The following is a 22426-nucleotide window of genomic DNA, read 5'->3' on the forward strand; positions in this document are numbered from 1 at the left end:
GATCCGAGGCTACTGGCCGCCCCCCTGTTCCAGCAGCCGCTCCAGACGCCCTTCCAGCTCCTCGACCTCGCTGAGCTGATCGGCCAGCTTCTGGGCAGCCAGACGCAGGGCCGCGAACTGGTCGTTGCCGGCGCCACTGCCCTGGCCCCAGCGTTCCTCGGCCCTGGCCAGCTCGGTCTCCAGCCTCCGCTGCAGGTTGAGCCGTAGCCCATCGAGCTGCTCGAGGCTTCTGAGGGCCAGGGCGCGCCCCTGCTCGAGTTGCCGGGCATCGAGGTTGAGACCCTGGCTCAGCAGCAGGCGCACGGCACCGATCAGGGCTGCCGGCACCACCTGCCCGAAGGCCTGGAGGCCGCGGCTGCCGGTCTGGAGCCAGTCCTCCACCTGGCCGCTGCGATGGCGCCCGGTCTTGCACCAGTGGGCGAAGTGCTCGCAGTTGTTGAACAGCAGGTTGTAGTTCTGCTCCCCCAGCCGGCTCATGGCGCGCCGCAGGGTCACCCCAGACGGGGAGCAGGCCTGCGGTGGATAGGTCACCAGACTCACCGGCTGGCCGCGGCTGAACTCCTCCAGGGGGCTGCGCAGGATGGCCCTTCCCTCCAGGTAGTGGGCCACCGTGCCATCGCCGAGGTCGATGCCGTGGTGATGGAACAGACCGTGCTGGCGGGGAACTTCAAGATGATCGGCTGCCGCCATCGCCGGCTACCCCGTCAGGCGGTCTTGTCGTTCTGCTCCCGGTCGAGGTTGCTGGGATAGGGCACCACCTTGGCCAGGCTGCGCTGCTCCACCAGATTCCGGCTGATCGTGAAAGTCTTCACGTCCTGGCGGGAGGGCAGGTCGTACATCAACTCCAGCATCAGCTCTTCCACAATGCCGCGCAGGGCACGGGCACCGGTCTTGCGGCGGTGCGCCTCAATGGCGATCGCCTCAATCGCATCCGGTTCGAACTCCAGGTGCACGTCATCCATGCTCAGCAGGGTCTGGAACTGCTTGACCAGGGCATCGCGCGGCTCGGTGAGGATCGCCTCAAGGGCGCGGGTATCGAGCGGTTCGAGCACGGCACTCACCGGCAGGCGGCCGATGAATTCGGGGATCAGGCCGTAACGCACCAGATCGTCCGGCTCCAGATGCCGCAGCACCTGGGCGGCCTGATGGTCCTTGCCGCGAGGGCGGGTCCGTCCGTCAGCCTGCAGGAAGCCGATCGCATTGCGGCCCATGCGCCGCTGCACCACATCTTCGAGGCCCACGAAGGCGCCGCCGCAGATGAACAGAATCTGGCTGGTGTCGATCTGGATGCAGTCCTGATAGGGGTGCTTACGGCCCCCCTGGGGTGGCACGTTGGCGACCGTGCCCTCCAGCATCTTCAGCAGCGCCTGCTGAACGCCTTCACCGGAGACGTCGCGGGTGATCGAGGGGTTCTCGCTCTTGCGGGAGATCTTGTCGATCTCATCGATGTAGATGATCCCCCGCTGGGCCACCTCCACATCCATGTCGGCCTTCTGCAGCAGGCGCAGCAGGATGTTCTCCACGTCCTCGCCCACATAGCCCGCTTCGGTGAGGGTGGTGGCGTCCGCCACGGCGAAGGGCACATCCAGCAGCTCGGCCAGGGTCTGGGCCAACAGGGTCTTGCCGCAGCCGGTGGGGCCGATCAGCAGGATGTTGGACTTGTGCAGCCGGGTGGCGGTGCGGTCGGTCTCTCCCTGGCCATCGCCCTGCCAGGCCAGGCGCTTGTAGTGGTTGTACACGGCGACCGAGAGCACCTTCTTGGCGTCGTCCTGGCCGACCACCTGCTGGTCGAGAAAGGTCTTGATCTGCTGGGGCTTGGGGATCGAAGCCAGGGTCGGCGCCGGCTTGGGAGCCTTCTTGGCCACGCTTTTGCGGCCGCTCTCCGGGCTGCTGCGGCTGGCACCACCCGCCGGCGCGTCGACAAGCTCCTCATCGAGAATCTCGTTGCAGAGATCGATGCACTCGTCACAGATGTAGACGCCTGGGCCTGCAATCAGCTTGCGCACCTGTTCCTGCGACTTGCCGCAGAACGAGCACTTCAGGTGAGCATCGAACTTGGCCATCGCGCAGGGGGCGTTCGGGTCAGGGTTGGGTGCCGGGGCTGGCAGGGTGACCCCGAATCTCCAGGATCAACGCAAATCGCCCTTGAAGGGCAGTCCTTAAGGATCAAACCGGTAGGGATCAGACCGGTACCGGTTGTCCGGTGGTGGCCGATCCCTCCTCGACGACCCTGTCGATCAGACCGTATTCAACCGCTTCCGCTGGAGAAAGGAAGTAGTCGCGGTCGGTGTCTTCGGCGATCTTTGCCAGGGGTTGGCCGGTGTGGTCGGCCATCAGACCGTTGAGCGTGTCCTTGAGGAAGAGGATCTCGCGGGCCTGGATCTCGATATCCACCGCCTGGCCCTGGGCACCGCCGAGGGGCTGGTGGATCATGATCCGCGCATTGGGCAGGGCCAGGCGCTTGCCCTTGGTGCCGCCGGAAAGCAGGAAGGCGCCCATGCTGGCGGCGAGGCCGTAGCAGATGGTCACCACGTCAGGAGCGACCTGCTGCATGGTGTCGTAGATGGCCAGCCCCGCCGTGACCGATCCCCCCGGAGAATTGATGTAGATCTGGATGTCCTTCTCGGGGTCTTCCGCTTCGAGGAAGAGCAGCTGCGCCACCAGGGCATCGGCGACGGCGTCGTCGATGCCGGTGCCCATGAAGATGATCCGCTCCCGCAGCAGGCGCGAATAGATGTCGAAGGCCCGCTCGCCCCGGCCAGACTGCTCCACCACCGTGGGGAGCACGCCGGGGTTGGCCATCGGCGAACCAACCGCGCTGGCGGTGGGCAGGCCGTTCCAGGGAGGCTCCCCCTGCCAGCGGTTTTGAACCGGGTGGGGGCGCAGGGTGCTGAGAGGGGCGTCGATCACGCGGTGGCTGCCGGGCTGTCGGACTGGTCGGTCAATCTATGGGGAATCCCAGGCCTGTGGATTCAAGTCAGTGGGCGATTCTGCCAGGCCCCTGGCTTCAGGCCCCTGGCTTAGGCCTCGGCTGCAGGATCTCCCGTCGGGTTCGCCTCGGTTTCTTCGATGGTGCTGTTCTGCTCCAGCCACTCCAGCAATTTGCTGCGCAGCAGGTCGTCGGTCACCGCCAGCCGCAGGCGCTCCGGATCAATCGCGTCGCTGTCGCTGAGGCTGCGGCTCACCTCCCGCAGCTTCTCCTGAATCTCCTCGGCGGCCACCTCGATCGCTTCGGCGGCGGCCAGGGCCTGGAGGGCCAGGTTGCGGCGGAGACGCTGCTCCGCCTCCGGCCTTGAGGTCTCCATCAGGCTGCGCACCAGATCGGGAGTGAAGAGCTTCTTCACGTCCATGCCCTGCTGGGCGATCTGGCCGGCGGTCTGCTCGATCAGGGCGCGGATCTCCTCCTGCACGAGGGTTTCCGGCAGTTCCACCTCCAGCTGCTCCACCAGGGCGGTGAGCAGGGCGTTGTGGCGGTTGCTACGGGTGCGTTGCTCGGCGTCCTCCTGCAGCCGTTGCTCCAGGTCCTGGCGCAGCTCGGCCAGGGTCTGCTTGTCGCTGGCCTGCTGGGCGAAGGAGTCGTCCAGGGCGGGAAGTTCGTGGGTCTTGAGCTCCTTGAGCGTGATCGCGAAACGGGCCTGGCGGCCTCGGGCCTCCTCCTGGGGGTAGCTGTCGGGGAACTGGCACTCAATCGTGCGGTTCTCCCCCACTTCCATCCCGATCACCCCCTCCACGAACCCGGGGATCATCCGATCCACTTCGAGTTCGACCTCCATGGTCTCGCTGCTGCCACCGGTGATCGCTTCCTCGGTGTCGGCATAGACCCCCTCGAAACTCAGCACGGCCACGTCACCGGCGGCGGCCGGGCGATCTTCCACCGGCACCAGGGTGGCCAGCCGCTTGCGCTGCTCCTCGATCAGCTCGTCGACCCGGGCCGGATCGAAGGGCACGGTCTCGGCTTCGGCCTTCAGGCCCCGGGTGGCCTTGAGGCTCGGGCTGGGCTCCACATCCATCACGAGGGTGAGGGTGAGCTCACTGCCGGGGCTGAAACGCTCCAGCAGCTCCTCGAAGCCCTCGCTCAGTTCGGGGCGGCCGATCGCGTCGATCGCCTCCTGCCGGATCGCCTCCTGCACGATGGCCTCCACCAGCTCCTCAAGGGCGGTGGCGCGGATCCGCACTGGTCCGATCTGCTGAAGCAGCACCGGCCGGGGAACCTTGCCCTTGCGGAAACCGGGCAGCTTGATCGTGCGGCTGAGCTTTTCGAGGGCGGTGTCGTAGCTGGCCTGGCAGCGCGCGGCAGGGACGGCCACCTCCACGGCGATGCGGCTGCCGGGCCTTGGACTGGTGCTGACCGTCAGCGCTGGGCTGCGGTCCGTGGGGCTGGCGGACTCGGCGGTGGCAGGCATGACGGGGGCGGATCAACAGGCAGCCCCTCATCCTAGAAAGTGGCCCAGGACACGCCGCGCCACGTATTGTGCGGAGGATGACGATGACGTCCATATCCCTGCTGCCGGTCTGGCCTGGGCTGATTGGCCTGTGCCGGAACCTGCGGCAACGGTCTCGATCCCGGTCGAGGCCGCCTGAACAAGGTCGCCCGTAGCAGCGATTCTTGAAGCGAGACAATGGATTGGTTTCAATCGATTGTTAACGGTTGATGGCTCGCAGTCGAGTGTTCACAGTCGACTTGGCCTGACGCACACCCCGGCGCCTCATCCCTCTGAAGCCTCTGCCACGGCTCGAGCCCAGCCTGGAGACAGCTCCCCATTCCGGTCACCACATCCGATACGGCGCCGCCAGCTTTTCCACTTCACGTTCACCCACTCCCCAGCCTCCCCACCCTGCCGACCGGTTCGGTCGGCCTCAGCCACCGCTTTCCCCGATCGCGGCCCCGGCCTACCCGAACCGCTTCGGCTCGGCGCCCCGACTCCGTAGCGCTCCTTCACAGGCTGCCCGGTTTTCGCCCACAGCCCGGATTTCGCCCACAGCCTGGTTCTCAGCCACAGCCCTGGCCGTTGACGCCATGGATCCCACCCGTTCCCACCGCTCTTGACCGTCTCTCACCCCCTCACCACCGCTGCCCGCCCTGCCGCCCTGCCGCAGCGCCCCCTGCGGATCGCGATCCTGGGAGCCACCGGCGCCGTTGGCCAGGAGCTGCTGCAACTTCTGGATGAACGCCGCTTCCCCGTGGCCGAGCTGCGGCCCCTGGCATCGCCCCGCTCCGCCGGCCAGACCCTGGCCTGGCAGGGGCGCAGCCTCACGATCGAACCGGTGACGGAGGAGGCATTCGACGGCGTTGATCTGGTGCTGGCCTCGGCCGGTGGTTCGGTGTCGAAGCAATGGGCGCCGCTGGCGGCCGCGGCCGGCGCCGTGGTGATCGACAACTCCAGTGCCTTCCGCATGGATCCATCGGTGCCTCTGGTGGTGCCGGAGGTGAATCCCGAGGCCGCCTTCAGCCACGGCGGCATCATCGCCAACCCCAACTGCACCACGATCCTGCTCACCCTGGCGCTGGCACCGCTGGCGGCCCGACGCCCGATCCGCCGGGTGGTGGTGAGCACCTATCAGTCTGCCAGCGGCGCCGGTGCCCGTGCCATGGAGGAACTGCAGCGCCTCAGCCGCACCGTGCTCGACGGTGGTGAGCCAGTCAGTGAGGTGTTGCCCCATTCCCTCGCCTTCAACCTCTTCCTGCACAACTCCCCCCTGCAGCCCAGTGGCTACTGCGAGGAAGAGCTGAAGATGCTGAACGAGACCCGCAAGATCATGGGGCTGCCCGATCTGCGGCTCACGGCCACCTGTGTGCGAGTGCCGGTGCTGCGGGCCCATTCCGAAGCCGTGAACATTGAATTCGCCGAGCCCTTCCCGGTGGAGGAGGCGCGGCAGCTTCTGGCCCGGGCGCCCGGGGTGGAACTGCTCGAGAACTTCGAGGCCAACCGCTTCCCGATGCCCACCGATGTGACCGGCCGCGACCCGGTGGCGGTGGGGCGGATCCGCCAGGACCTGAGCGATCCCAACGCGCTGGAGCTCTGGCTCTGCGGTGATCAGATCCGCAAGGGTGCGGCCCTCAATGCCATCCAGATCGCCGAGCTGCTGCGCGATCCTGCCGGCCTGACGGCGGCGACCGTTTCTGCCGGAGGTGCCGCTTGAGCCCTGGGAACACGGCACCATCGCCCTGGATGAACGCGCCCTTCGGCCGGGTCGTCACCGCCATGGTGACCCCCTTTGCCGCCGATGGGTCGGTGGACCTGGAGCTGGCTGGCCGCCTCGCCGATCACCTGGTCAGCCATGGCTCCGATGGGGTGCTGGTGTGCGGAACCACCGGCGAATCTCCCACCCTCAGCTGGGAGGAGGAGCACCGTCTGTTCGCCGCCGTGAAGGAGGCGATCGACGGCCGGGCCCAACTGATTGCCGGCTCCGGCAGCAACTGCACTGCCGAGGCGGTGGAGGCCACCCGAGCCGCGGCTGCCTTGGGTGCCGATGCCGCCCTGGTGGTGGTGCCGTATTACAACAAGCCTCCCCAGGCGGGCCTGGAAGCCCATTTCCGGGCTGTGGCCGAGGCAGCGCCCCAGCTGCCGCTGATGCTCTACAACATCCCCGGACGCACCGCCTGCAGCCTGGCCCCCGACACCGTGGTTCGCCTGCTGGATCTGCCCAACGTGGTCAGTTTCAAGGCCGCCAGCGGCACCACCGAAGAAGTGAGCCAGCTGCGCCTGCTCTGCGGGGATCGGCTGGCGATCTACAGCGGCGACGATGCCCTCACCCTGCCGATGCTGGCCGTGGGGGCCGTCGGGGTGGTCAGCGTCGCCAGCCACGTGGCCGGCCCCCAGATCAAGGCCATGATCCAGGCCTTCCTCGCTGGCGATGCCGCCGCTGCCCTGGCGCTGCATGAGCAGCTGCTGCCCCTGTGCAAAGCCCTGTTCTGCACCACCAATCCCATCCCCGTCAAAGCCGCCCTGGAGATCTGCGGCTGGCCGGTGGGTGCTCCCCGTCTTCCCCTTCTTTCCGCTGATACCGACGTGCGTCAACGCCTCATCTCTGTCCTGGCTGCCCTGCGTCCTACCTGACGCCAAGGCTTGCGCTGCCCGACGACGGACCGCCATCCGTCCTTACGCTCGCTTCATCGGTCTCTTTCTTTTTCTTCTTTCCTTTTTCCTACATGACCAATCAGAACGGCCACGCTCGTCCAAGCTCCTCCCCCGGCGCCAATGGCAAGACCCCGGCGCTGCGGGTGATTCCCCTGGGGGGCCTGCATGAGATCGGCAAGAATACCTGCGTGTTCGAATACGGCGACGACATCATGCTCGTCGATGCCGGCCTGGCCTTCCCCAGCGATGGCATGCACGGCGTCAACGTGGTGCTGCCCGACACCAGCTATCTGCGTGAGAATCAGAAACGGATCCGCGGGATGATCGTGACCCATGGTCACGAAGATCACATCGGTGGCATCCCCCACCACCTTAAGAACTTCACCATCCCCGTGATCTATGGCCCCCGCCTGGCCATGTCCCTGTTGCAGGGAAAGATGGAGGAGGCCGGTGTCACCGATCGCACGGTGATTCAGACGGTGGGCCCACGTGATGTGGTGCAGGTGGGTAAGCACTTCAAGGTGGAGTTCATCCGCAACACCCACTCGATGGCGGACAGCTTCACCCTGGCGGTCACCACGCCGGTCGGGGTGGTGGTGTTCACCGGTGATTTCAAGTTCGACCATACGCCGGTCGACGGCGAGCACTTCGACATGGCCCGCTTGGCCCACTATGGCGAGCAAGGTGTGCTGTGTCTGTTCAGCGACTCCACCAATGCGGAGGTACCCGGCTTCACGCCCTCGGAGCGGGCCGTGTTCCCCAAACTCGACCAGCACATCGCCCAGGCTGAGGGTCGGGTGATCATCACCACCTTCGCCAGCTCGATCCATCGGGTGGCGATGATTCTGGAACTGGCGCTCAAGAACGGCCGCAAAGTCGGCCTGCTGGGTCGGTCGATGCTCAATGTGATCGCCAAGGCCCGGGAGCTCGGCTACATGCGTGCCCCCGATGAACTGTTCGTGCCGATCAAGCAGATCCGCGATCTGCCCGATCGCGAAACCCTGCTGCTGATGACGGGCAGTCAGGGTGAGCCGCTGGCCGCCCTGAGCCGCATCTCCCGCGGTGAGCATCCGCAGGTTCAGGTGAAAAGCAGCGACACGATCATCTTCTCGGCCAGTCCGATTCCGGGCAACACCATCTCCGTTGTCAACACGATTGACCGCCTGATGATGCTCGGCGCCAAGGTGGTGTATGGCAAGGGCGAAGGCATCCACGTCTCGGGTCATGGTTGCCAGGAAGACCAGAAGTTGATGCTGGCCCTCACCCGGCCCAAGTACTTCGTGCCGGTGCACGGTGAGCACCGCATGCTCGTCTGCCACAGCAAGACGGCCCAGTCGATGGGGGTGCCCGCCGACAACATGCTGCTGATCGATAACGGCGATGTGGTCGAACTCACCCCCGATTCGATCCGCAAAGGAGAAGCAGTCAAGGCCGGCATCGAGCTGCTGGATGCCTCCCGCAACGGCATCGTCGATGCGCGCGTGCTCAAGGAGCGCCAGCAGCTGGCGGAAGACGGCGTGATCAACCTGCTCACCGTGATCAGCACCGATGGTGTGATGGCGGCCCCGCCCCGGGTGAATCTGCGCGGCGTGGTCACCACCGCCGATGCCCGCAAGCTCTCGGTCTGGACCGAGCGCGAGATCAACTGGGTGCTCGAGAATCGCTGGAGCCAGCTGGCCCGGAACAGCGGCGGCAATGCCCCCGACGTCGACTGGGTCGGTGTGCAGCGCGAGATCGAACTGGGGCTGCAGCGTCGCCTGCGCCGCGAGCTGCAGGTGGAGCCGCTGATCATCTGCCTGGTGCAGCCCGCCCCGGCCGGTACGCCTGCCTACAAGGGGCGCGCTGATGCCGAACCCGATACCCGTCCCGCGCCGCGAGGTCGTCGTGATGGCGGGCGGGAGATCATCCGCAACGGCAACGGCGCCCCCCAGCGTCAACCAGTGGCCGCTGCAGCGGCCGTTGCATCAGCGCCCGCATCTGCCGCCGCTGTCGCGGTGGCACCCCCTGTGGCTGCACCTGCCGCAGCCGTCCGGCAGGTGGCGGTCAAGGAGGAGGAGCCGGTCGGACGCACCCGCCGCCGCCGCTCCGCTGCCGTGGCCGGTTGATCCCCGGTTGTTGAACGCCCGCTTCTGTCAGGAGTGGTGCGTGCGCCCTCAGCGCAGCACCACCCGCAGCAGTCCGCGGGCCAGCTCCTCCTCTTCCTCCGGAGTGAACAGGGGCGGCGGAACGGTAACTTCTGCCTCCCCGGTCTTCTCCAGGGTGAGGCTGGCCCCACCTTTGGCTTCCACAGGAACCACCTCGATCTCCTCGGCCCGGGTGGGATCAGCCTGATTCACCTCGATGAGCTCGGGTTCATCCACCACCTCCACCGCGATCGGTGCAACAGCCATCACTGCAGCCGCCGGCGCTGTGGGTTCAGCAGCGGCTTCTTGGGGATCCGCCTGTAAATGCGGCACGGTGATACCCGCCGGCATCACTGGTGAAGCTTGCAGAAAGGGATTGGAGGCCATCGCCACGGCGCCATCTGCCGCGGGCTGGGCTCCGGGATCGCTGGCACCCAGATCCACCATCCAGGGCATGGCCGCCGCAGGCATGGCGATTCCTCCCCTGGCCACCGCCGTGGGCGTGAAGGGGAACGCCGCGCCTGTCGCACCGGCCGTTTCGATTGTCTCCGGCGTCGATCCGTCTTCCAGGCCTGTGGCTGCCGCTGTGCCGTCCAGAGCTGGCGCTGGGGTTGCCGGATTCTCTGCTTCGCCACGCTCCTGATCAGGATCGGAGTTCCCCAGCAACGAGCCCTCCGGGACGACATCCCCTTGCTCGATGCCGTCCAGCACCGGTGCAGCCCCCGCGCTGCCGCCGAGCAACACCTGGCAATGCTCCAGCCCCTGCTGGGCGATGTCCAGCAGGATCGGGGCCGGCCTGGCCTGACTCACCGTGGTGTAGTGCTCGGCGGCAGCGGTGGCATTACCGAAGCCATAGAGCTGAATGTGGCCCAGCAGCAGCTCCAGGCGCACCTTCAGCGAGGCATTCGCTGCTGGATCCAGTTGCCCCAGCAGCTGCTGACCGATGGACAGGGCCTCGGACCACCGGGCCTCGCTGTAGGCCAGTTCCACGGCCGCGTAGAGATGGTCCTGGGTCTCAGTCATGCAGCAGCGATCCGGCGGTGGGCCCAAGCAGGGCCAGTGTGCTGCGATCCCAGCGCAAGCGCCAGCCTCCGGCCAGATCGAGCCGGCCAGGACCGCGGCGCGGCGCCAGGCGGGCCAGCAGCGTCTCCAGCTGACGGCTGGAGAGAGGCTGCAGGTTGTGCTGGCTCAGCCAGTGCTGCAGCAGGGCCCGTTGGCTGGCCAGGCTGAGGGCCACCAGCGGCGCCCGTTGCAGCTGCCGGCCGAGGGAGGAAGCCTCGTGGGTGAAAACCTCGTGGGTGGAAGTCGCGGGAGTGGTATGCAGGCCGGCCAGGGCCAGTGCAACGAGTTCCTCGTCCCGCTCCAGTTCCTCGGCCAGCCTTTCGGCCTGGGCGCCGATCCGTCGGGTGGCGCCGGGATGGAGCTGCTCCAGCACCGGCAGCACCTCCTGCCGCAGCCGATTGCGAGCGAAGCGGGGATCGGTATTGCTGGGGTCCGTCCAGACCGGCAGGCCCAGCTCGCGGCAGAGACGGGCCGTGTCGCTGCGGCTGAACAGCAACAGTGGCCGCACCAGCTGGATCGCTGTCTCGGCAGCGGGATCTGGCGGTGCCGGCTCCAGCAGGGGGCGCTGGCGCCGCAGGCTGGCCAGGCCGCGCCGATGGCTGCCGCGGGCCAGGTGCAAGAGCAGGGTTTCGGCCCGGTCGCTGGCGGTGTGGGCCGTCACCACCCGCTGGCAACCCAGCCGCTCGGCCCAGCGGGCCAGCCGCGTGTACCGCCAGTGCCGCGCCGCTGCTTCCTTGGGCGCCAGCGCTTCGGCGCGATCGATCTGCAGCGCCAGCCCGTGCTGCTGGGCCCACTGGGCCAGTTCGGCGGCCTGCTGGCCTGATTCCGGCCGCCAGCCATGGTCGCCATGCCAGAGCTGCAGCGACCAGCCATGCAGGCGTGTCAGATCCAGCAGCAGGCCCGTCATCGCCATCGAATCCTGCCCGCCGGAGACGGCCAGCAGCAGGGGTGCGCCGGCGGGCAGCAGCTGGGGTTGCTGACGCAGCAGCTGGTGCAGGCGCAGATGGTCGGCGCTCCAGTGCGGCTGGGCCTTGGCCGGGGCCCCAGCTGGCGCTTCGTGGGGGTTCACGGTTTCAGATGGGAGAATCACGAATCCAGCTCTCTGCGCCGCCGATGTCGCGTCTGTCCAGCCTGCCCAGCTCCCTGCAGCGCGCCATCGCCGAGCGCCGGGCCCTGAAGGTGATCGCCGGTCTCTCCAACTTTGATGCCGCTGCCGTGCAGCGGATCAGCCGAGCCGCCGGTGCCGGTGGCGCCGACCTGATCGATGTGGCCTGTGATCCGGAGCTGGTGACCCTGGCGGCCGCCGCCTCGGGTCTGCCGATCTGCGTGTCTGCGGTGGATCCCGAGCTGTTCCCCGCAGCGGTGGCCGCTGGCGCCGCCATGGTGGAGATCGGCAACTACGACAGCTTCTACCCCCAGGGCCGCATCTTCGGGGCCGAGGACGTGCTGGCGCTCACCCGCCGCAGCCGCGAGCTGCTCGGCGATGGGGTGCTCTCGGTGACCGTGCCCCACGTGCTGCCCCTGGATCAGCAGGAGCAGCTAGCCATCGATCTGGTGGCCGCCGGCGCCGATCTGATCCAGACCGAAGGCGGCACCAGTGCCCGGCCGTTCAGCCCCGGCAGTCTCGGCCTGATCGAGAAGGCGGCGCCCACCCTGGCGGCCGCCCATGCCCTCAGCCGAGCCGTGACCGTGCCGGTGCTCTGCGCCTCCGGCCTATCCGCTGTCACCCTGCCGCTGGCCATCGCCGCCGGTGCCGCCGGCGTGGGTGTGGGCTCCGCCGTGAACCGGCTTGACGATGAACTGGCGATGGTGGCGGTGGTGCGCGGTCTGCGCGATGCCCTGGCGCCGGTGGCTCTGGCAGCAGCTGCGACGAACGCTGTGCCAGCTGATCGCTGAATCGCAGGCACCCGGTCAGGCGCCGGCTGTTTGGCTAGGCAAGCTGCTGTGCCAGCAGCTTGCCTAGCGCCTTGCTGGGGCCTTGTTTAGCCTCGTGGCATTCCCTGCGTCGAAGGATCGATGGGTTCACTGGCCTGGCTATTGCAGTGGCCGATCCGGGCCGTGGTGCTGCTGATCGTTGCCCAGTTGCCCCTGGGGGTGGAGATGCAGAGCTTCGGCGCGGCGGTGCTGGCTGTGATCGTGATCAGCCTGCTGGGGGCGCTGCTGGCGCCGCTGCTGAAGTTGCTGCTGGCACCCCTCTGGGTGATCACCAGCCTGGGCGGGCTGATCGCGCCGATCAGCTGGCTGTTCGACGGCCTGATCACCGTGGCGCTGTTTGCCCTGGCGGCCTCTCTGATCCCGGAGTTCCGGCTGCGCAACGGCCTGGTCAGTGCCGTGCTGGGAGCGTTGGTCTACACGTTGCTCACCGGCGCGGTTCTGAGGGTGTTCGGTCTGGAGCGGGGCTGAGGCCGGCAACCCGTAGCCGGGCGGGCAGCACTGATCGGCCACAACCGTGAGAATGGCCCGATGGCCTTTCAGCTGCACGCTCCCTACGAGCCCAAGGGCGACCAGCCCACCGCCATCGAGGCCCTCGTGGGCGGGGTTGAAGGTGGTGAGCGTTATCAGACCCTGCTGGGAGCCACCGGCACCGGCAAGACCTTCACGATCGCCAATGTGATCGCCCGCACCGGGCGGCCTGCCCTGGTGCTGGCCCACAACAAGACGCTGGCGGCGCAGCTCTGCAATGAACTGCGCGAATTTTTCCCGACGAACGCCGTCGAATACTTCATCTCCTATTACGACTATTACCAGCCAGAGGCCTACGTGCCGGTCAGCGATACCTACATCGCCAAAACGGCGTCGATCAACGAGGAGATCGACATGCTGCGCCACTCGGCCACCCGTTCCTTGTTCGAGCGCCGCGATGTGATCGTTGTGGCCTCGATCAGCTGCATCTACGGCCTGGGCATTCCATCGGAGTACCTCAAGGCGGCGGTGAAGTTTCAGGTGGGCGACACGCTCAATCTCCGCGCTTCGCTGCGGGAGCTGGTCAACAATCAGTACTCCCGCAACGATCTGGAGATCTCCCGCGGTCGCTTCCGTGTTCGCGGCGATGTTCTTGAGATCGGCCCTGCCTATGAAGATCGCCTGGTGCGGGTGGAGCTGTTCGGCGATGAAGTGGAGGCGATCCGCTACGTCGATCCCACCACCGGCGAGATTCTTCAGAGTCTTGAAACCATCAACATCTATCCGGCCAAGCACTTCGTGACGCCGAAGGAGCGCCTGGCCGAAGCCATTGGCGAGATCCGCGCCGAGCTGCGCCAGCGGCTTGACCTGCTCAACAGCCAGGGCCGCTTGCTGGAGGCCCAGCGCCTTGAGCAGCGCACCACCTACGACCTCGAGATGCTGGAGCAGGTGGGCTACTGCAACGGCGTCGAGAACTACGCCCGTCACCTGGCCGGCCGGCCGGCCGGCACGCCGCCGGAGTGCCTGATCGATTACTTCCCGGACGACTGGCTGCTGGTGGTGGACGAAAGTCACGTCACCTGCTCCCAGCTGCAGGCCATGTACAACGGCGATCAGAGCCGCAAGAGTGTGTTGATCGAGCATGGGTTCCGCCTGCCCAGCGCCGCCGACAACCGCCCGCTCAAGGGGGAGGAGTTCTGGCAGAAGGCGCAGCAGACGATCTTCGTGAGTGCCACACCAGGCAGCTGGGAGCTGGCCCAGAGCCAGGATCAGGTGGTGCAGCAGGTGATTCGCCCCACCGGCGTGCTCGACCCGATCGTGGAGGTGCGTCCCACCGAGGGGCAGGTGGACGACCTGCTGGGGGAAATCCGCGTCCGGGCCGAGAAGCAGGAGCGGGTGCTGATCACCACCCTCACCAAGCGGATGGCGGAAGACCTCAGCGACTACCTGGCCGAGAACGGCGTGCGGGTGCGCTATCTGCACTCCGAGATTCACTCGATCGAGCGGATCGAGATCATCCAGGACCTGCGCAACGGGGTGTACGACGTGCTGGTGGGGGTGAACCTGCTGCGCGAAGGCCTCGATCTGCCGGAGGTGTCGCTGGTGGCGATTCTCGATGCCGACAAGGAAGGCTTCCTGCGAGCCGAACGCTCCTTGATCCAGACGATCGGGCGGGCGGCCCGCCATGTGGAAGGGGTGGCACTGCTCTATGCCGACAACCTCACCGAGAGCATGGAGAAGGCGATCTCAGAAACCGAGCGCCGCCGCGCCATCCAGCAGGCCTACAACGCGGCCAACGGCATCACCCCCACCCCGGCTGGAAAGCGGGCTGGCAATGCCATCCTCGCCTTCCTGGAGGTCTCCCGCCGGTTGAGTGATGAACAGCTTGAAGAGGCGACTGAGCAGGCTGAGAACAATGCGGTGCCGCTGGAATCGCTCCCGGAACTGATCACCCAGCTGGAGGACAAGATGAAGGCGGCGGCCAAGAACCTCGAGTTCGAGGAGGCCGCCAATCTCCGCGATCGGATCAAGCAGCTGCGCCAGAAGCTGGTGGGCAGGGCCTGATGCCAAGCCCCGCCGAGCTGATGTTCAGCCTCATGCTCGGCTTCGTGGGCATGGCCTTCGTGCTGTATGGCCGTAAGCAGGATGCGCTGGTCCCTCTGGTGAGCGGCATCCTGCTGATGATCGTGCCCTTTTTCCTGCCCGGCGTGCTGCCCCAGCTGATCGTGGGGCTGCTGCTGATCGCGTTGCCGTTTCTGGTGCGGCGCTGAGGCCGCTCAGGCCGGGGCTTCACTGCCTTCGGCCCGGTGCTGCACGCCGCCGCCCAGGCCGAAGGCGCCATGGACCACCCGCAGGGCCGCCACGCCATCGGCCTCCGCCACCACGCAACTGGTGCGGATTTCGCTGGTGGCGATCAGCTCGATGTTGATGCCGGCATCGGCCAGGCTGCGGAACATGCGGGCGGCGGTGCCGGCGGTGCAGGGCATGCCCGCACCCACCGCACTCACCCGGGCGATCGCCGGACCTTCCTCGAAGCGGGTGCCGGGCCATTGCTTCAGCAGCTGCGCCAGGGCCCGTTCCGCCTGGACCAGGTCACCCTTGCGCAGGATGAAGCTCATGTCGCGGCTGAGGTGGCCGGGGCTGCCGTGGGTGCGCTCCGACTGCACGATGGCGTCGAGGCTGATGCCGTTGTCGGCCAGGGCGCGGCAGATCGCGGCGGCGGTGCCGGGCCGGTCCGGCACCTGCCGCACCGCCACCTGGGCCTGATCGCGATCGAGGGCCACGCCACGGACGGCCGGATCGCCCAGGTGGCAGGGCGGCGGATCGTGGCGCAGCTGTTGCTCGCCCAGCTCAAAGGCCTGGGCCGCAGACCGCAGCGCCTTGCTGCCCTGGGGACCCTCCACCAGGCAGCTCACCTTCACCTCGCTGGTGGCGATCAGCCGCAGGTTGATGCCGTCGCGGGCGAGGGTGTCGAACAGGCGGGCGGCCACCCCGGGGCGACCCATGATGCCGGCCCCGGCGATGCTGAGCTTCGCCATGCCGCCTTCGGCGCTGAGCAGGGCCGCCCCGGCTCCCATGGCCGCCAGCACCTGCTCACAGACCGCGCGGGCCGCCTCCATCTCGGATTGGTGCAGGGTGAAGGCGATGTCGTTGCTGGCGCCCTCGTGGGTGGCCTGCACGATCAGATCGACGTTCAGCCCCGCGGCCCCCAGCGCCTCGAACAGCTGGGCGGCCACGCCAGGGCAGTCGGGCACATGGGCCAGGGCCAGCACGGCCTGATCGACCTGCAGCTCCGCCGCGTCCACCGGCTTGCCCAGCTCCAGGCCTTCGCTGCCGATCGACCGGGGGGCGCCGCTGGTCAGGCGGGTGCCGGGGGCGTCGCTCCAGCTGGAGCGGACCACCAGGGGCATGCCGTAGTTGCGGGCGATCTCCACCGCCCGCGGATGCAGCACCGCCGCGCCGAGGCTGGCCAGCTCCAGCATCTCGTCGCAGGTGACCGTGTCCATCAGCTGGGCGTCGGCCACCTTGCGGGGATCGGTGGTGAGCACGCCGGGAACATCGGTGTAGATCTCGCAGGCGGCGGCCCCGAGGGCGGCGGCCAGGGCCACGGCCGAGGTATCGGAGCCGCCCCGGCCCAGGGTGGTGATCTCGGGGGTGCCGGCCCGGCCGCTGCTGGTGCCCTGGAAGCCGGCCACCACCACCACCTGGCCATCGGCCAGCAGCCGCTGCAGCCGCTCGGTGCGGATCTCGAGGATGCGGGCCCGCCCGTGGGACGACTCGGTGATGATCCCCGCCTGGGTGCCGGTCATCGAGACGGCCGGCACCCCTTCGGCGTGCAGAGCCATCGAGAGCAGGGCGATCGAGACCTGTTCGCCTGTGGACAGCAGCATGTCCATCTCGCGCTGGGGCGGATCGCTGCTGATGGCCCGGGCCAGGCTGGTCAGTTCGTCGGTGGTGTGGCCCATCGCCGAGACCACCACCACCAGGTCGTGGCCCTCCTCGCGGCAGGCGGCCACCCGCCGGGCCACGGCCCGGATCCGCTCCACGTCGGCCACCGAGGTGCCCCCGAACTTCTGGACGAGCAGGGCCATCGGCGAGTCGGACGCGGCGGGAACGGGCGATTATCGGCCCGCATGGTCAAGGGCGATGCCCCCGGCGAGCAGGAAGCCGTCGCGGAAGGCATCGCCCGGCGTTGCGCCCCGCTTCAGGGCGGCCTCCACCTCCAGCAGCTGGCTGAGCAGCTTCAGCAGCGGCCCCGGGCCGCGGCCGCGGAGCTGTTTGCGCATCACGTAGATCCGCTTGGGGTTGCCGATGCCGGCGGCCTTGGCGATGGTCGCCACGTCGGTCTCGCCCGTTTTGTCCAGCAGGCTCACCCACAGCCAGCCCCGGATCTGACTGGTCAGTGCCGCCACGATCCGCAGAGCGGGTTCGTTCACCTCCAGCAGGTTGTCCACCAGGGCGATGGCGTCGGCGGGACGCCCCGCCAGCAGGGCGTCGCCCACGGCCAGGCTGGTGGTGGCATGGCTGCCGATCAGGGCCTGCACCGCGGCGACGTTGATTGGGCGGGCTGTGGGTGTCGCCGCTGAGGATCCCGGGGCGGCACCGGCATAGAGCGCCAGCTTTTCCAGCTCACTGGCCAGCCGGGCGCTGTCGCTGCCGATCGCCTCGCACAGGGCCTCGGCGGCGCCCGGCTCCAGGCTCAGGCCGAGTTCGTGGGCCGTGCGGGTCACCAGATCCAGCTGGCCGGCCCCGTCCCAGGCGGCCGGCAGGGTGAAGCTCCGTTCCCGGGCCACCGCCTTGAGGGCCTTGGTGAGGCGCAGGCGGGCGTCGGGTTTGTTGCTGCTCACCAGCAGCAGGTGGCAGGTCTCGGGCACCAGCTCCAGGCAGGCCTCCATCTGGGCCGCCAGCTCCGCCGGACACTGGCTGGTGAAGGGGCTGCGCTGCAGCACCACCAGCCGCGCTCCGCTGCCGAAGGGCGGGGTGCGTGCGTCTTCCAGGGCCCGGGCGGCCTGGCCGGAGTCGTTGCCATCGAGGCGGCTGAGGTTGATTGAAGCCCAGGCAGGATCCACCAGCTCAGTCACCAGGGCCTCCACGGCCCGCTGGCGGGCGGCTTCATCGTCGCCCCAGTAGAGATGGATCGGCATCGGTGCGGCGCGGCCGGATGGAGCGGCAGGGGCTGGAGAACGACAGGGGAAACGAAAGGGAAGCGGAGGGCAGCCCTGGCGCGGCGGCCGGTTTCGACCATCCGATCTTCACCGAAAGCCTGCGCCGCATCCACGCCTGGTTGGGGGAGACGGGTTTCCGCGGCGTGGAGCAGGAGGTGCTCGAACGGCTGGTGCACAGCAGCGGCGATCCGGCGCTGGCGCCCCTGCTGCGCTTCAGCACGGGGGCCTGCGAAGCGGGCCTGGCGGCCCTGTCGGCCGGAACGGCGATCCTCACGGATACGGCCATGGCCGCGGCGGCGGTGACGCCGATGGCGCGACGCACCTTCGCCAACCCGGTCCATAGCGTGCTGGCCTGGGCTCCGGCGGTGGCGCTGGCCGGCAGTACCCGTGCGGCGGCGGGCATGGCGCGGGCCCTGGCGGAGCATCCCGGTGCCGTGGTGCTGATCGGCAGTGCCCCCACCGCGCTGGAGTGCCTGATCGATCTGACCTGCCCATCTCCTGCTCACAATGCGATGGCACCTGGGCAGGTGGCGCCTGCCCCGATGGCGCCTGGCTGCGTGGCACCGGCCCTGGTGATCGGCATGCCGGTGGGCTTCGTGGGGGTGCTTGAGAGCAAGCGCCGCCTGGCCCGCAGCGGTCTGGCCCAGATCCGCCTGGAGGGCAGCCGCGGTGGTGCCGGTCTGGTCGGCGCGGCTGCCAATGCCCTGCTGCGTCACGCCTGGCTGGCCGCGAACGCCTGAGAGCCGAAGGGAGGGGGTCAGCCTGGTCGCTCAGGCCTCTGGCTCCAGCCCCACCGCCACGTGGCTGTTGGCCTCGATCCGATCGAGCACCTGGCGGGCCCGCTGCACCACCACCGGCGGCACCCCGGCCAGGCGGGCCGCCTCGATGCCGTAGCTGCGGCTGGCGCCGCCCGTCACCACCTGATGCAGGAACACCAGGTCGTCGCCGGTTTCCTGCACCAGCACCTGGGCATTGGCCACGTTGGGCAGCAGATCGGCCAGCTCATTGAGCTCGTGGTAATGGGTGGCGAAGATCGTGCGGGCACCGATCCGTTCGGCCAGGTGCTCGGCCACGGCCCAGGCGATCGAAAGTCCATCGAAGGTGGCGGTGCCCCGGCCGATCTCATCGAGCAGCACCAGGGAATGGCTGGTGGCGTGGTGGAGGATGTTGGCGGTTTCGGCCATCTCCACCATGAAGGTGGACTGGCCGCTGGCCAGGTCGTCGACGGCGCCGACGCGGGTGAAGATCCGATCGGCAATGCCGAGGCGGGCACTGCGGGCCGGAATCCAGCTGCCGATCTGGGCCATCAGCTGCAGCAACCCGCTCTGGCGCAGATAGCAGCTCTTGCCGCTGGCATTCGGACCGGTGAGCACCAGCAGATCCGGAACGGTGGCGGCGTGCGGCGCAGACCCCAGCCTCAGGCTGTTGGCCGTGAAGGGCTCCTCCACCAGCAGCTGCTCCACCACCGGATGGCGACCCGCGTCGATCCAGAGCTCGCGCCCTTCGACGATCTCAGGGCGGCAGTAGCCACCGGTGGCCGCCACCTCCGCCAGAGAGGCGATCACATCGAGCTCGGCCACCCGCCGCGCCGCCTCCCGGATCACGGCGGCCCGCTCCCCCACCTGCTCGCGCAGGGCGCAGAACAGCTCGTACTCCCGCTGGGCGGCCCGGGTCCGCAGCTGCAGGATGCGGCCTTCGCGGCCCTTGAGCTCGGGGGTCACGAAGCGTTCTTCGTTGGCCAGGGTCTGGCGGCGGATCCAGTGCGTTGGCACCGAGGCGGCCTTGGCGCGGCTGACCGAGAGGAAGTAGCCGAAGGTGCGGTGATACTGCAGGCGCAGGTTGGGGTTGCCGCTGGCGCGGCGCTCCAGGGCTTCCTGCTGTTCCAGCCAGGTGTCCTGGTCGTCGAGCTGGTTGCGCAGGCCATCGAGGCGGGCATCGACGCTGTCGTGGATCAGGCCGCCGTCGCTGAGGCTCAGCGGTGGATCGTCCACCAGGGTGTGGCGCAGCACCGCAGCCAGCTCCACCAGCTCCGGCCAGGTGCGCTGCAGCGCCGTCAGGGGGGGGCTGCTGGCCTGGGCGAGCAGACCGGCCAGCAGGGGCAGCCGCTCCAGGCCGTCGGCCAGGGCCACCAGATCCCGGGCCGAGGCGGTGCCGGCGCCGGCCCGGCCCGCCAGCCGCTCCAGATCACCCATGGGCCGCAGCAGGCGCCGCACACTCAGGCGCAGCGAACGGCTGGCCACCAGCTCGCCCACGCCGTCCTGACGGGCGCTGATCGCGGCCCGATCCACCAGGGGAGCCTCGATCCAGCGGCGCAGACAGCGCCCCCCCATGGCGGTCATGGAGCGATCCAGGGCCCAGAGCAGGGAGCCCTGCAGGCTGCCCCCCAGCTGGGTGCGGGTCAGCTCCAGGTTGCGGCGGGTCTGGGCGTCGAGCACCAGCTGGTCGCCGGTATGCCAGAGCCGAGGCATGTCCAGGGGCACCAGCCGGCCGGTCTCGGTGCCCTCCAGATAGGCGAGCAGTCCGCCGGCGGCGCGCAGGGCCAGGGGGGCCTCCGCCAGCCCCAGGCCATCGAGGCTGGCCAGGCGGAAGCGGGCCAGCAGCCGTGCCCGCGCCTCCGGTGCCGCGAACGGCGTGCGGGGCTGGCTGGTGAGCAGCAAGCCGTCAGGGCACCAGGCCGGTTCGGGCTCTCCGCTCCAGAGCACTTCGGCGGCGTCCTGCTGCAGCAGCTCCTGGTGCAGCAGATCCGTGCCCTGCCGCTCGGTGAGCCGGAATTCGCCGGTGCTCACATCGGCCACGGCCAGGCCCCAGTGGTTGCCCTCCCGCACCACGGCCGCCAGCCAGTTGTTGCGGCGGGCGCTGAGCATGCCCTCGTCCAGCACCGTGCCCGGTGTGAGAACGCGGGTGATCTCCCGCTTGAGCAGGGCCCCCTTGGCTGGGGTGGTCTCCAGCTGATCGCAGAGGGCGACGCTGAGGCCGCGGCGCACCAGTTCGCTGCAGTGGCGCTCAGCGGCATGGTGGGGCAGGCCCGCCATCGGGACGCGCCCGATCGCCTTGCCGGCCTCCTTGCCGGTGAGGGTGAGCTCCAGCAGGCGCGAGAGGGTGATCGCGTCTTCGAAGAAGCACTCGAAGAAATCACCCAGGCGGTAGAGCAGCACCCGCTCGGGATGGGCCGCCTTGAGTTCGACGTAGTGGCGCAGCACCGGCGTCAGCCGGGCCGGATCCACCAGGCTGTGGTGATGCCAGCGGGGCAGGTCGTGATCGGGCAGGTCTTCGGCGTCGGCCGGAGCAGCGGCTGCGGCGCAGGATCCGTCAGGGGTTGCTGCGCTGGTGGAGCCAATGGGCTCCGTGTCCAGACCACTGAGCTCGCCTCCGTTGCCGTTGCCGTCACCGGTCGCGAGGTCCAGGCCGCCAGCCGCTCTGGCTGGCCGGCGTCGGCGGGGCCGGGCCGTGGCATCGGCCTCCAGCTGGGCGTCGTCCAGGGGCGCCTCATCACCGCTGCGATTTGCCTCGCCTGGGGCCTGATCCGAGCTGGGCAGCGCGGCCGGAGCTGCGGCGAACAGGTCTCCCTGCAGCCCCAGATCGGCCACCAGCGACAGCTGCTGCTCGGCTCCCGCGGCCACGCTGGCAGGACGAACGAGGCTTGATCGTAAGGGGCCTGGTCGGTCCGCTCCCGACAACTTGTGAAGGAACCTGCCAGCTCCGGGTCGGGGGCAGGAATCGTCGTGTGAGAATCCCGAAACTGACCGCCGGCGACCCCCTGCCGCTGCCGGCCATCTCCGTTGCCGCACCCATGCAGATCCTCAACACCCTCACCGTTCTGGCCCTGGTGGTGATGTCGTTCGCGCTGGTGGTGGCGGTGCCCGTGCTCTACGCCAGCAGCGACGACAGCGGCCGCTCCAATCGCATCATCCTGCTGGGCGGCGCCGCCTGGGTGGCCCTGGTGCTGCTCAACTGGGGCATGAGCTATTTCGTGGTCTGAACCCCTTGGCCATTTTTGAAGGTCGCTTCACCGACGTTGCCAGCCTCCGCATCGCTGTTGTGGTGGCGCGGTTCAACGATCTGGTGACCGGTAAGTTGCTTAGTGGCTGCCTGGATTGCCTCTCACGCCACGGCATCGATGTGGGCGAGTCGAGCGCCCAGCTTGACGTGGCCTGGGTCCCCGGCAGTTTTGAGATTCCCCTGGTCGCCCAGCGGCTTGCCGGCAGTGGTCGCTATCAGGTGGTGGTCACCCTCGGGGCGGTGATCCGCGGCGACACCCCCCACTTCGATGTGGTGGTGGCCGAAGTGAGCAAGGGCGTGGCCAGCGTCGCCCGTGACACCGGAGTGCCGGTGATCTTCGGGGTACTCACCACCGACACCCTGCAGCAGGCCCTGGAGCGGGCGGGCATCAAGAGCAACCTGGGCTGGAGCTACGGCCTGCAGGCCCTGGAGATGGGCAGCCTCATGGGGGCATTGGCAGACCCCTGAGCCGCTACATGGCACTGGCCGGGCCTGTTGTGCCGGAGCCCCAGCCGCCATGTCCTTTGTGCTCTGGGACCATTTGGACTTAAGTTCAATTCAGATAAAATCCTGTATTGCACTGGCGAAAGCCCCG

At 68.4% G+C, this 22426-nt stretch carries 19 protein-coding genes; 10 read left to right on the forward strand and 9 right to left on the reverse strand.

What is annotated here, in order from left to right; all coding sequences use genetic code 11:
* Window positions 1-9 precede the first annotated feature (9 nt).
* The 4 genes from H8F26_RS03510 to tig form a co-directional block, all read right to left on the reverse strand.
* On the reverse strand, window positions 10-690 hold the full coding sequence (locus tag H8F26_RS03510) for a lecithin retinol acyltransferase family protein (protein ID WP_197157501.1): 681 nt from the start codon (window positions 688-690) through the stop codon (window positions 10-12).
* Window positions 691-704: 14 nt separating this feature from the next.
* On the reverse strand, window positions 705-2063 hold the full coding sequence (clpX, locus tag H8F26_RS03515; RefSeq protein WP_197157503.1) for an ATP-dependent protease ATP-binding subunit ClpX: 1359 nt from the start codon (window positions 2061-2063) through the stop codon (window positions 705-707).
* A 118-nt stretch (window positions 2064-2181) separates the two neighbouring features.
* Window positions 2182-2886 carry an ATP-dependent Clp endopeptidase proteolytic subunit ClpP gene (gene clpP / locus H8F26_RS03520; protein WP_370594732.1) on the reverse strand — a complete coding sequence of 235 codons (705 nt, stop codon included), beginning with the start codon at window positions 2884-2886 and terminating at the stop codon, window positions 2182-2184.
* A gap of 134 nt (window positions 2887-3020) precedes the next feature.
* Window positions 3021-4403 carry a trigger factor gene (tig, locus tag H8F26_RS03525; RefSeq protein WP_197157504.1) on the reverse strand — a complete coding sequence of 461 codons (1383 nt, stop codon included), beginning with the start codon at window positions 4401-4403 and terminating at the stop codon, window positions 3021-3023.
* A gap of 640 nt (window positions 4404-5043) precedes the next feature.
* Between tig and H8F26_RS03530 the strand changes: the two genes are divergently transcribed.
* The 3 genes from H8F26_RS03530 (at window position 5044) to H8F26_RS03540 (ending at window position 9184) form a co-directional block, all read left to right on the forward strand.
* Window positions 5044-6141 (forward strand): aspartate-semialdehyde dehydrogenase, encoded by a 1098-nt coding sequence (locus tag H8F26_RS03530; RefSeq protein ID WP_197157506.1) that lies wholly within the window; start codon window positions 5044-5046, stop codon window positions 6139-6141.
* Between the two features lie 29 nt (window positions 6142-6170).
* Window positions 6171-7058 (forward strand): 4-hydroxy-tetrahydrodipicolinate synthase, encoded by an 888-nt coding sequence (gene dapA / locus H8F26_RS03535; protein ID WP_197157508.1) that lies wholly within the window; start codon window positions 6171-6173, stop codon window positions 7056-7058.
* A gap of 92 nt (window positions 7059-7150) precedes the next feature.
* Entirely contained in the window at window positions 7151-9184 is a 2034-nt protein-coding gene (locus H8F26_RS03540) for a ribonuclease J (protein WP_197157510.1), read from the forward strand.
* Window positions 9185-9232: 48 nt separating this feature from the next.
* Here the strand turns inward: H8F26_RS03540 and H8F26_RS03545 are convergent, their stop codons facing one another.
* Both H8F26_RS03545 and tilS read right to left on the reverse strand, forming a co-directional pair.
* Window positions 9233-10225 (reverse strand): hypothetical protein, encoded by a 993-nt coding sequence (locus H8F26_RS03545; RefSeq protein WP_197157512.1) that lies wholly within the window; start codon window positions 10223-10225, stop codon window positions 9233-9235.
* Window positions 10218-11354: a tRNA lysidine(34) synthetase TilS gene (gene tilS / locus H8F26_RS03550; protein WP_231605440.1), complete on the reverse strand. Its 1137-nt coding sequence runs from the start codon at window positions 11352-11354 to the stop codon at window positions 10218-10220. The genes H8F26_RS03545 and tilS overlap by 8 nt, the downstream gene beginning before the upstream one ends.
* A gap of 23 nt (window positions 11355-11377) precedes the next feature.
* Between tilS and H8F26_RS03555 the strand changes: the two genes are divergently transcribed.
* The 4 genes from H8F26_RS03555 to H8F26_RS03570 all read left to right on the forward strand — a co-directional run bounded on the left by H8F26_RS03555 (window position 11378) and on the right by H8F26_RS03570 (window position 14937).
* Window positions 11378-12160, forward strand: a complete 783-nt coding sequence (locus tag H8F26_RS03555; protein ID WP_197157513.1) for a DUF561 domain-containing protein — start codon at window positions 11378-11380, stop codon at window positions 12158-12160.
* A 120-nt stretch (window positions 12161-12280) separates the two neighbouring features.
* Window positions 12281-12667, forward strand: coding sequence for a phage holin family protein (locus H8F26_RS03560; RefSeq protein WP_197157514.1), 387 nt, complete (start codon window positions 12281-12283; stop codon window positions 12665-12667).
* Window positions 12668-12727: 60 nt separating this feature from the next.
* Window positions 12728-14731 (forward strand): excinuclease ABC subunit UvrB, encoded by a 2004-nt coding sequence (gene uvrB / locus H8F26_RS03565; RefSeq protein ID WP_197157516.1) that lies wholly within the window; start codon window positions 12728-12730, stop codon window positions 14729-14731.
* On the forward strand, window positions 14731-14937 hold the full coding sequence (locus tag H8F26_RS03570) for a hypothetical protein (protein WP_197157517.1): 207 nt from the start codon (window positions 14731-14733) through the stop codon (window positions 14935-14937). The genes uvrB and H8F26_RS03570 overlap by 1 nt, the downstream gene beginning before the upstream one ends.
* 6 nt (window positions 14938-14943) lie before the next feature.
* Here the strand turns inward: H8F26_RS03570 and H8F26_RS03575 are convergent, their stop codons facing one another.
* Entirely contained in the window at window positions 14944-16758 is a 1815-nt protein-coding gene (locus H8F26_RS03575; RefSeq protein WP_197157519.1) for an aspartate kinase, read from the reverse strand.
* A 30-nt stretch (window positions 16759-16788) separates the two neighbouring features.
* A complete protein-coding gene (gene holA, locus H8F26_RS03580) occupies window positions 16789-17811 on the reverse strand; it encodes a DNA polymerase III subunit delta (RefSeq protein WP_197157521.1) in 1023 nt (340 codons plus the stop codon).
* Window positions 17812-17813: 2 nt separating this feature from the next.
* Here holA and H8F26_RS03585 point away from each other — a divergent pair, with 2 nt between their 5' ends.
* The gene (locus H8F26_RS03585; protein WP_231605442.1) at window positions 17814-18572 is read left to right on the forward strand and encodes a precorrin-8X methylmutase; all 759 of its coding nucleotides are present in this window, start codon (window positions 17814-17816) and stop codon (window positions 18570-18572) included.
* Window positions 18573-18602: 30 nt separating this feature from the next.
* On the opposite strand, the gene mutS is transcribed toward H8F26_RS03585, so the two are convergent.
* A complete protein-coding gene (gene mutS / locus H8F26_RS03590; protein WP_197157523.1) occupies window positions 18603-21452 on the reverse strand; it encodes a DNA mismatch repair protein MutS in 2850 nt (949 codons plus the stop codon).
* A 170-nt stretch (window positions 21453-21622) separates the two neighbouring features.
* On the opposite strand from mutS, the gene psbZ reads away from it, so the two are divergent.
* Together psbZ and ribH are read left to right on the forward strand one after the other, a co-directional pair.
* Entirely contained in the window at window positions 21623-21811 is a 189-nt protein-coding gene (gene psbZ / locus H8F26_RS03595; RefSeq protein ID WP_197158954.1) for a photosystem II reaction center protein PsbZ, read from the forward strand.
* A 5-nt stretch (window positions 21812-21816) separates the two neighbouring features.
* On the forward strand, window positions 21817-22299 hold the full coding sequence (gene ribH / locus H8F26_RS03600) for a 6,7-dimethyl-8-ribityllumazine synthase (RefSeq protein WP_197157525.1): 483 nt from the start codon (window positions 21817-21819) through the stop codon (window positions 22297-22299).
* Window positions 22300-22426: the final 127 nt, after the last annotated feature.

Origin of the sequence: Synechococcus sp. CBW1006, assembly GCF_015840525.1 — a bacterium.
Taxonomy (GTDB): Bacteria; Cyanobacteriota; Cyanobacteriia; order PCC-6307; family Cyanobiaceae; genus CBW1002.